The sequence below is a fragment of the Pseudoalteromonas sp. ESRF-bin5 genome (assembly GCF_002632075.1).
GTDB lineage: Bacteria > Pseudomonadota > Gammaproteobacteria > Enterobacterales > Alteromonadaceae > Pseudoalteromonas > Pseudoalteromonas marina.
In genome coordinates, this window is sequence record NZ_NTLW01000243.1 from 1 (window position 1) to 8,164 (window position 8,164).

Sequence of the window (8,164 nt, forward strand, 5' to 3'; positions counted from 1 at the left end):
TTCTCTAATAAAGAGATCACCTCTCTTTTAGAGAGCTTGTTAGAGCTAGACTCTAACCATATGATGCAACTGCCCACTATATTGTTGGTCGATCATATCCAAAATCGCCTTGATAATATGAAGAGCAATTTAATTGGCGCACATATTAAAACCCTTACGGCAAGCAGCTTAAATGACGCACTCACTATTGCAAAAAGTAATAAAATTGATATTTTAATCAGCGATTTTAGCCTAGGTGAAGCGACTGGCCTTCAAATATTTTCAAAATTAAAAGTGTCGCAACCAAATGCACGGTGCTTGCTTTTCACTTCCCGCCCTGACCAAGTTTCAATGATCGAAGCTATTCGCCAAGGTGTTGAAGACGTACTGATCAAACCCCTCAATGAAAATATTTTACTGCAATCAGTGCATAAGCTTTGGCAAACTGAATTATTAAAACGCCGCAATGCCGAGTTAGTTGAGCGCCTTCAAGAAACCGTCGATGCTCTAATAGAAAAAGACAGCTTGCTACAAGTTATTTATAAACACACCCCTGACGCTATCATGCTATTTAAACGCAACGGTCAAATTATTGAAGCAAATGACGCTTGCTTAAGACTGTTAGATCTACCGTTTAGCGGGCTTTCTGGTAAATCTTTATTTGATTTTTTAGATAACGATTCGATTGCTGGAATCAAAGAAAAAATTTCAACATTAAACAGCAATCGTCAGTTCAGTTACGATTTACGTCTACCCATTAAAAGCGGTGGAACAGTGCCTTTGTTTGGCTCTTTTAACGAAATAGATCACCATGGTGAGATTGCACTGGCTGTAATTTTCAAAAATGTAACTCACTTAAAACAAAAAGAAGAGCTACTTCAAGAAGCTAAAGGGTTACTAGAAGAAGAGGTCAAAGCCCGTACATCGCAGTTAGAGCATGCTAAAAATGTAGCCGAAGCGGCAAATTTAAGTAAATCAGACTTCTTAGCAAATATGTCACATGAGCTGCGAACCCCCATGCACTCAATTTTAAGTTTTGCACGCTTTGGACTCGATAAGCTAGAAGCTGGCGACTTTGCTAGAGAAAAGTTACTAAAATACTTATCTCGTATCGAGTGTAGTGGCGATAGGCTGCTATCTTTATTAAATAACCTTCTTGATTTATCAAAGCTTGATGTAGGTAAATTTCCGTTTAACCCGCGCCCTCATAATTTAGAAAGCATTATTAAAACGAGCATTGATGATGTGTCGGGCACGGCAATGGAAAAACACATTAATATTATTTTTCCTGCGCCAGATTCACCGGTCATTGTGCAATGCGATGAAGAGCAAATAAATCAGTTGTTGCGCAACGTATTGGGCAATGCATTAAAGTTTAGTGAGCCCAAAAGTAACATCACGCTTAAATTAGCATCGGATGGCCAATTTGCTGATATTGAAGTCATTGATAGTGGTATAGGTATTCCTGAAGATGAGCTTGATCATATTTTCACAAAGTTTGTGCAAAGCAGTAAAACAAACAGTGGTGCGGGCGGTACGGGGCTAGGCTTAGCACTTTGCCGAGAATTTGTATCGTTGCATCAAGGTCAAATTAGCGCGTGTAATAATACCAATGGTGGTGCCACAGTTCACATAAAATTACCACTTGAAATAAATTTAGACGAACACCTAGTCGATGAATAAAAGTACGCTAAAACAGTAAGTTGTTTATGTTAATACAATTTATTTTTGAATTTAAAAGGATGATTTAGTTATGGCTTTAACAAAAATACTAGCAGTAGATGACGAGCCCTTTAACCTTGAGATAATTGAAGAAATTTTAGAAGACTTAGATTTTGAGTTAAGGCTAGCCAACAGTGGCCCTGAATGCTTGGATATGGTTGAGGACTATATGCCTCAAGTTATTTTACTTGACGTAAGCATGCCGAAGATGAGTGGTTACGAAGTGTGTAAAACGCTTAAATCAAACCCAAGTACCGCACATATTATTGTTATGTTTGTATCTGCAAGAGGAACTGTGGAGGAGCGCATGGAAGGCTACTCAGCCGGCGCTGAAGATTACATAGTAAAACCATTTGGGCATGATGAGCTTAGATCTAAATTAAAAAATCTAAACCAAGTATTAGTAGAGAAACAAAGCCTAGAAAAACAAGTAGAAGCGGCAACTTCAACCGCGTTCAATGCAATGGCTAACAGCAGCGAAATGGGGCAAATAGTCAACTACGTAGAAAGCATAGCACTCATAACTAACCCAGACGATTTAGCAAAAGCACTTATTGATTGCCTACAATCTTTTGATTTACAAAGTAATGTAGAATTTAGATACGACTCTATTGTTAAACATTATGCTTTACATGGTGTTTGCTCGCCTATTGTGATCGAGCTATTTGAAATGCTTAAAAACAAAGGCCGTTTGCATGAGTTTTCGCAGCGCTTATTAGTTAACTACGAGCTAATTAGTTTACTCATTTTAAACATGCCAGGACACGATCCTGATAAACACGGCAGAATACGCGATCACGTGTGCTTTATTGTTAGTGTTACAGAGCAGCAGTTACGCGCCATAATAACTAAGAACTTATTAGATGCGCAGCAGGTAAAACTAAACGCAGTAGCAAGTACAGTACACAGTAAATTTCATGGTTTGATAGATTTACTTAATGAAAATCGCTTAAACAACGAACAAGTATTTAAAAAACTTCAGGAAGAGCTTGAGGTTAGAATTCCAACAATGGGTTTAGACGAAGACCAAGAAATTTTTATCTATAAAAAAGTAGATGAAACAATTCAAAATTCTGTAGCCCGCGAGGAGTCTGTTATTCAAGTAAAAGAGGCGTTCGCAGACATTGAAACAGAGCTTTCGATACTGCTAAACCATAGCCAATAATAAACACATAGACTTACTTTTAGGGCTTGTTTGCCATTAATATAGGGTTTACCGCCCTATAATGGCGAATAATCACACTCCAATAGCTCTGATTTGCTTTAGTACTAAATAGGCTTCTATGAATTTATGCATCTCGTGGTAAGCCTTTTTCCACTATCCTAATAAGTCTTTGCGTTTTTCTAAGTGAGGGTTGTTTATTGTTTTGCTGCTCCAGTGCCCATTGAATATGCTCTTTTACTAGATCACTACAACCATCAATTTTTTGTTCTAACGCGCTAATAATGTCAGGGTCAAAGTTTGCATTACCTAAACCAACGGCTAAATTACGTAACCAACGTTCATGTCCAATTCGGCGAATTGGGCTGCCTTCGGTATTTTTTAAAAATGTGGTTTCATCCCAACTAAACAGCTCAAGCAAGTCTTTGTCTTTTAACTGCGTGCGCGGATGAAAGTCTTGTTCGTCGGTTATTTGTCCATAGCGGTTCCACGGGCAAACTAATTGACAATCGTCGCAGCCATAAACTCGGTTACCTAATAAAGTTCTGTATTGCTCAGGAATAGGGCCTTGGTGTTCTATTGTTAAGTATGAAATACACTTACGGGCATCAACCACATAAGGTTCTACAATTGCACCTGTAGGACATAAGGTTATGCAGGCTACACACTTACCGCAGCCTTCAAAGGTATTTTCATTATCAACAGGTAAAGGTAAATCAATAAACAATTCACCTAAAAAAAACCACGATCCAGCTTCTTTGTTTATTAGTAATGAATGTTTGCCACGCCAGCCCAGCCCCGCTTTTTCAGCCAATTGGCGCTCTAGTACAGGGGCAGAATCAACAAAGGGTCTAAAACCATATTCACCTACTTCTTGTTCTATTTTTTGGCCGAGCTTTTTTAATCGATTACGAATTAATTTATGGTAGTCTCGACCAAGTGCGTAACGGCTAATATAGGCTTTTTGTTTGTTTTTTAATGTTTTAGCAAAGCCAGCATCGGGGGGCAGGTAGTTCATTTTTACCGATATAACACGTTGTGTGCCGGGAATAAGCTCGTCAGGGCGAGCGCGTTTCATTCCATGTGCCGCCATATAATCCATTGAGCCATGAAACCCGGCGTCAAGCCAACGTTGAAGCTGTTGTTCATGCTTACTCAAATCTATATCAGTGATCCCTACTTCGCTAAAGCCGAGTTCTTTTCCCCATGCTTTTATTTGCTGGGCTAATTTAGGGTAGTCAGGAGTTAGGTTGCTCACACATATTCACGCATATTAAATAATCGCCCTGTAATTTAGCATAATTACAGGGGTGTGTTGAGGTTTACGCATCAATAGGTGTTTAAGCGTAAACCGCGTTTATGATAAAAATTAAAGTACAAAGCGCTTCAATTGCTGCTGTGTTTGTAAGCTTAACTCTTGCGACAATTGACTGTCGGCAAGAGCGGTGTCTATTTGCTGTTTAGCCTGCTCGCCTAATTCAACAATTTGCTCTACCGATTGATGGGTTAAATTTTGCGTATCTTCTAGTAAATGTACGGCGCTGGCAATTTGCTGTAATTGCTGTTGATTACTCTCAAATTCATTAAGCATTTTACTAAACCCTTCAGAGGTTGAACAAATTGAGCTTTGCGCATTTTTAGAATGGTTAATAAGTTGCTCTGACTCTTTATTTGTTTCACTTACTAGGTCGTTCATTTGGGTTATAAAATCACTGATTTGGCGAGTAGCTCCACTTACTTTAACCGAGAGGGTACGAACTTCATCAGCAACAACAGCAAAACCACGCCCAGCTTCTCCTGCTCGCGCAGCTTCTATCGCGGCGTTAAGCGCGAGTAAGTTAGTTTGATCAGAAAACTCCTCAACCATTTTTAAAATACTGCGAATATTCTCACTGTTTTCCTTCAAGCCATCAACGGTGCTCGCAAAACTGCCTAACATATCAGTTATTAACTGCACTTTCTCAACCAGAGAACTCAGCTCTTGAGCTGAGAGTTTTACAAAGGCTAAGTGCTCATTATTTACAGTATGAACACTGTCGGTATTGCCCACAATATTTTGTAAGCTTTGTGTTATTTGGTTACTGGCATCAATAATTGTATGACTTAAGGTAATTTGCTGCTCGCTCGAATTTTCCGTACTTTGCATTGACTCAGTTGCGGCTTTATTACTTTGTGCGCTGGCTTCAGCGCTTGTGTAAGTCGTGTTAAGTAATTGGCTTAAGTGGCTTGTAAAATCGTTATATTGCGTACTTAACGTTTTAAATTCGTCGTATGAAAAATGCGGAAGTTTGGCGTTTAAATTGGCATCTTGTTGATTAATTTTAATAAGTGTATCGCACATAGCTTTTACAGGGCGAACAATCAAAAAGCGCATATAAAAAAGCGTAAACGAAAAGCCTGAAATAATAACTAAGGTTAGTAGCCAAAAAAGGCCAAGATTTTGTTGCTCACTTAAGCTGTCATAAAGCCAAAATAAAGTAATAGCTTGAAACAAAAAAACAAAACTCAAGTTACCAACAATTTTACGCGTTAGAGTAAAAAAGAATGTTTGTTCGATGTAATTATAAATTTTCATTAAGCCACTCATCTTGCTTAAACCTATGTTTGAACGCTTTTACGCAGGCATTTGCAAGGTATAAGCGACTCTATTTATCAGCTAACGATAGCAAATATGCCTTGGATTGCATGGGAAAGTTAGTAAAAATCCCGTCTAAACCGAAGTCACGCATAAGTGCAATATCTTGTTGTTTATCGACTGTATAAGCGTAAACTTCAAGCCCGCGTTTTTTAGCATCATCTACAAACGCTTTGTTAATAAAATTTTTATCTACATGCACACTAAATGCATTTAAGTCTTGTGCAAACTTTGCATAATTAATTGGAATAGAAGACGTTAAAGCGCCTATTTTTAACCAGGGTAAACGCTTTTTAAGCCATTGTAATTGATGATGATCAAACGATGATACTAAAATATTAGCACATGAAATGGTTCCCGCACTGATATTACGTTCAAGCTGGTCAGCAAACTTTTCAAGTTCAAAGGTATGCTTAAGTTCTAAATTAAGTAAGGTTTTATTGTTATTCCAATCAAATAACTGTTGTAGCCTTGGTATACATTCGCCATTACCCGCATCAAGCTTTGTAAGGGTTGCTGCATCAAACTCACTAACCTTGCCTTTTCCGTTGGTGGTTCTGTCAAGCCACGAGTCATGTATTAGCATGTAATCATCAGTAGCGCTTTGAATATCTACTTCAATGCCGTCTACACCAACATTTAAGGCTTCTAAAATGGCGCTTTTCGTGTTTTCGGGAAAGTGCCCGCTAGCGCCCCTGTGTGCAAAAATTTTCATCGTCGAGCCTTTTTGGTTATTGACCACGTTTCAAAGCATGCAGCACTTACAATAAGTGCGCCGCCAATCAGGGTCATTAATGTTGGGCGTTCATGAACAATAATAATAGCCAAAATAGTACCGTACAACGGTTGTAAGCATGAAATTAGCCCAGCCGTTGCGGCTGATAAATTTTTTAGGCTTGCTGCAAATAGCGAGTGCGGTGTAGCGGTAAATATAATGCCAGCGACAGCAATTAATATAAGATCTTGATTACTCACCTCGTACACAGGCACTTCAATAAATGCGCACAGCATTATGCTCGCTACCAAGGTTTGGTAAAACATCGTCTGTGGGCCGCCGTATTGGCTAAAATAGCGTTTGTGAGTAATGTTTCTGACAGAGAAAAACAACGCAGATACCACGCCAGTAATAACACCAAGTGTTACATCGTCACCTAAATCAGCACTTGGTACTAATAAATAAATACCCAAAACAACTACACCAGCGCTTATTATATCTTTTGCTTGAGGTTTACTTTTATTAAATAAAGGCTCTAAAAACACGGTCATTACTGGGTAGCTAAAAAATGCAAGCATACCAATGGTTATGCCTGCCATTTGCATACCTGCAAAATAAGTCACCCAATGTAGCCCTACTGTAACACCTAAAAATAAAGCAATAAGGTAGTCTTTGGGATTGTTTAACTTAATTTGTTTTTTCCCGAATGAAAGCATTGCCAATATTGCCATACCAGCAATAGCTGTTCGGTAAACTGTAATATCCAGAGCATTTAAACCAATGAGTTTGGCAAAAAGGGCGGTTCCCCCAAAAAGTAACACGGCAATATGTAGGTAAATTAAGCTTTGCTGTTGTGGCTGCATTTAAACATCATCTCCTTTTTTTAATATGTTATCACCGAGGGGGCGTCAACAAGATGAATTTTTTGAAACATGACAAATGTCAGCAAAGTTAATGACACTTCACACTCTTATTATTTTTACGTACTGGCATAGTTATCCTACTTAACAGGAGAGTGCTATGAATAGTTTAGTTTTAATGAGTCTTGATATTAGCGAGTTTTTTGATTCGCTTAATTTTACTATTAATTACATTGATTATTTTATGCTGATAAGCATTTTTGTGGTATCTATATTTATTAATAAAAAGAGTGCTTTAAATAAAAATAATACACCAGAGGTGCTAGCATGAGTTCGCAAAGTAGCTTTTCTCAACAAACGGATAAAACGTTTTGGAAATACGGCCATTTAATTTTTACAGGCTTTTACTTACTGCCATTAATTATTAATTTTGACCAATTCACAAAAAGCCAAATGGGCCTATGTTTAGCTTTTTATATTGCCTTTATTATCTTGTATGTAAAAGCAATTAACTGCGATAACACAAAAATAACCACCTTATTTTTAGCCTTGCTTGCTATTTGTTTTAGCGCCACTTTTTTTACCTCTGGCACACCTACTTTATATGGCTTTGTTGCCTATGTAGCTGGGTATAGTTATAACTTAAAACAGCGGTTTTATGCTGCATTAGCCATTGTGGCGGCGCTTTTTTCAAGTTCGTATTTAAGCGATATGGGAAAGCTTCAATACTTTTTGGCTGTGGCCTTAATATTATGTGCCGCCTTATTTAGTTATGGAATTGCAGCAAAAAGAGAACGCGACCATAAAAAGCGCGAGCAAGAAAGTGCAAACCAATTAGAGCAATTAGCTGCTATTGCTGAGCGTGAACGTATAGCGCGTGACCTACACGATATTTTAGGCCACTCACTATCATCTATTGCATTAAAGGCCGAGCTGGCTAATAAGCTAAACCAAGGTGAGCGCTACGAGCAAGCAAACAACGAAATAGCTCAAGTAGCAGACCTTGCAAGGCAGCTACTTAGCGATGTACGCAGTGCCGTAAGCGACTTAAAAGAGCTTAATTTGGTAAGCCAAGTTGCTCAGTTAAAACA

Annotated in this window: 8 protein-coding genes; 4 read left to right on the forward strand and 4 right to left on the reverse strand. The window is 38.3% G+C overall.

What is annotated here, in order from left to right:
* Together BCG07_RS15125 and BCG07_RS15130 are read left to right on the forward strand one after the other, a co-directional pair.
* The coding region (locus tag BCG07_RS15125; protein WP_286890926.1) for a hybrid sensor histidine kinase/response regulator at positions 1 to 1,662 on the forward strand (1,662 nt) is incomplete at its 5' end.
* Between the two features lie 70 nt (positions 1,663 to 1,732).
* Positions 1,733 to 2,866, forward strand: a complete 1,134-nt coding sequence (locus BCG07_RS15130; protein ID WP_286890927.1) for a response regulator — start codon at positions 1,733 to 1,735, stop codon at positions 2,864 to 2,866.
* Between the two features lie 124 nt (positions 2,867 to 2,990).
* Here BCG07_RS15130 and queG read toward each other — a convergent pair whose 3' ends face one another.
* The 4 genes from queG to BCG07_RS15150 all read right to left on the reverse strand — a co-directional run bounded on the left by queG (position 2,991) and on the right by BCG07_RS15150 (position 7,076).
* Complete coding sequence (gene queG / locus BCG07_RS15135; RefSeq protein ID WP_039036393.1) at positions 2,991 to 4,121, reverse strand: tRNA epoxyqueuosine(34) reductase QueG; 1,131 nt, start codon at positions 4,119 to 4,121, stop codon at positions 2,991 to 2,993.
* A 111-nt stretch (positions 4,122 to 4,232) separates the two neighbouring features.
* Complete coding sequence (locus BCG07_RS15140) at positions 4,233 to 5,450, reverse strand: methyl-accepting chemotaxis protein (RefSeq protein WP_286890929.1); 1,218 nt, start codon at positions 5,448 to 5,450, stop codon at positions 4,233 to 4,235.
* 58 nt (positions 5,451 to 5,508) lie between these two features.
* A complete protein-coding gene (locus BCG07_RS15145) occupies positions 5,509 to 6,213 on the reverse strand; it encodes a glycerophosphodiester phosphodiesterase (RefSeq protein ID WP_286890931.1) in 705 nt (234 codons plus the stop codon).
* Positions 6,210 to 7,076 (reverse strand): DMT family transporter, encoded by an 867-nt coding sequence (locus BCG07_RS15150; RefSeq protein ID WP_286890933.1) that lies wholly within the window; start codon positions 7,074 to 7,076, stop codon positions 6,210 to 6,212. Before BCG07_RS15150 ends, BCG07_RS15145 begins: the two co-directional genes overlap by 4 nt.
* Before the next feature lie 157 nt (positions 7,077 to 7,233).
* Here BCG07_RS15150 and BCG07_RS15155 point away from each other — a divergent pair, with 157 nt between their 5' ends.
* Both BCG07_RS15155 and BCG07_RS15160 read left to right on the forward strand, forming a co-directional pair.
* On the forward strand, positions 7,234 to 7,404 hold the full coding sequence (locus BCG07_RS15155; protein WP_006794092.1) for a hypothetical protein: 171 nt from the start codon (positions 7,234 to 7,236) through the stop codon (positions 7,402 to 7,404).
* On the forward strand, positions 7,401 to 8,164 hold a 764-nt coding region (locus BCG07_RS15160; protein WP_286890934.1), incomplete at its 3' end, for a sensor histidine kinase. The genes BCG07_RS15155 and BCG07_RS15160, both read left to right, overlap by 4 nt.